The sequence below is a fragment of the Streptomyces griseorubiginosus genome, from assembly GCF_017614965.1.
Lineage (GTDB): Bacteria > Actinomycetota > Actinomycetes > Streptomycetales > Streptomycetaceae > Streptomyces > Streptomyces griseorubiginosus_B.
The window spans coordinates 1-2,030 of the sequence record NZ_WVUG01000590.1; the positions used below are offsets into that span (position 1 = coordinate 1).

The following is a 2,030-nucleotide window of genomic DNA, read 5'->3' on the forward strand; positions in this document are numbered from 1 at the left end:
TATCGCACGGGGGATCTGGTGCGCTGGACGGCGGGCGGGGAGCTGGAGTACCTGTCCCGGGTCGACGACCAGGTCAAGCTGCGTGGGTTCCGTATCGAGCTGGGGGAGATCGAGGCCGTCCTCGCCGGGCAGGAGGGCGTCGCCCAGGCGGCGGTCCTGGTGCGGGAGGACCGGCCGGGCGACAAACGCCTGGTCGCCTATCTCGTCCCGGGCGCAGCCCAGCAGAGCAGTACAACTCAGCTCCGGGAACGGCTCGCGGCCCAGCTGCCGGATTACATGGTGCCGTCGGCGTTCGTGACCCTGGACGCCTTCCCGCTGACCCCGAACGGGAAGCTGGACCGCCGTGCCCTGCCGGCTCCGGACTACGGGGCGCGGTCGGACGGCGGCAGGTCGCCGCGCTCGCCGCGCGAGGAGATCCTGTGCACCCTGTTCGCCGAAGTCCTCGGCCTGGAGTCGGTCACCATCGACGACGACTTCTTCGCCCTGGGCGGCCACTCCCTGCTCGCCACCAAACTCGTCAGCCGCATCCGCACCGTCCTCGACACCGAGGTACCCGTACGCCGGCTGTTCGAGGCGTCCACGGTCGCTGAACTCACCGCCGTCCTCGACACCTCGTCCGCGGCGCGCGGCCGTGTGGTCCCCGCACCGCGACCGGCCCGGGTGCCGCTCTCGCTCGCTCAGCAGCGACTGTGGTTCCTGCACGGTTTCGAGGGACCCAGCGCGACCTACAACCTGCCCGTCGCCCTGCGGTTGAAGGGAGCACTGGACCGGGAGGCCCTTCGCCTGGCCCTGGCCGACGTGGTCACCCGGCACGAGAGCCTGCGCACCGTCTTCGGCGAGGACGCCGAGGGCCCGTACCAGATAGTTCTGGGCTCCGCGGAGGCGGAGATCGCGGTGACCGCCACGGACGAGGAGCACCTGCACGAAGAACTGGACCGCGCCTCTCGCGCACCGTTCGAGCTGACCACTGAACCGCCCTTGCGTGTCCGGTTGTTCGAGCTGGGCGACGAGGAGTTCGTCCTCCTCGTCGTCGTCCACCACATAGTGGGCGACGCCTGGTCGATGGGCCCCTTGGCGCGTGATCTCACGTCCGCGTACGCGGCCCGGGTGCGGGGCGCGGCTCCTGAGTGGGCGCCGCTGCCGGTGCAGTACGCCGACTACAGCCTGTGGCAGCGCGAGGTGCTCGGCTCCGAGGACGACCCCGACAGCGAGATAAGCCGCCAACTCTCCTACTGGAGGCATGAGTTGGCCGATCTGCCCGCAGAGCTGCCCCTGCCGTTCGATCGCCCGCGACCGGCGGTGGCCTCCTACCGCGGCGACCGCATCGAGTTCGAACTGCCCGGGGACGTGTACGACGGTCTGGCACGCGTGGCCCACGAGGGCCGTTCCAGCCTGTTCATGGTGCTCCAGGTGGCGCTCGCCGCGCTGCTGTCGCGGTTGGGTGCGGGGACGGACATCCCGCTGGGGACGCCGATCGCGGGTCGTACGGATGACGCGCTGGATGAGCTGGTCGGGTTCTTCGTGAACACGCTGGTGCTGCGTACGGACGTCTCGGGTGATCCGACGTTCGGGGAGTTGCTGGAACGGGTGCGTGCGGCGGATCTTTCGGCGTACGCGCATCAGGATCTGCCGTTCGAGCGGCTGGTGGAGGCGGTCAACCCGGAGCGCTCGCTCGCCCGGCACCCCCTCTTCCAGACCATGCTCACCCTGAACAACACGGAACAGGGTGCCGCCTCCGCTGTCGCCTCCCTGCCCGGCCTCGAGGTCGACAGCCTGACGGTCGGCGTCGGCGTGGCCAAGTTCGACCTGTCCTTCCGACTCGCGGAACGCCGTCCCTCGGCGGCCACGGAGTCCGCCACTCTGACCGGTGCGCTGGACTACAGCACCGACCTGTTCGATCGCGCCACCGCGCAGAGCATCGTCGACCGCTTCACCCGCGTCCTCACCGCCCTGGCCCAGGATCCGACTCGTCGGGTCTCTGAGGTGGATGTGTTGGGGGTGGGGGAGCGGGAGTTGGTGTTGTCGTGTCT

1 protein-coding gene is annotated in these 2,030 nt (G+C 69.9%); it reads left to right on the plus strand.

The window, feature by feature from the left end:
- Nucleotides 1–2,030: condensation domain-containing protein (locus tag GRC12_RS43965; RefSeq protein ID WP_244374689.1), on the plus strand; the 2,030-nt coding region annotated here is incomplete at both ends.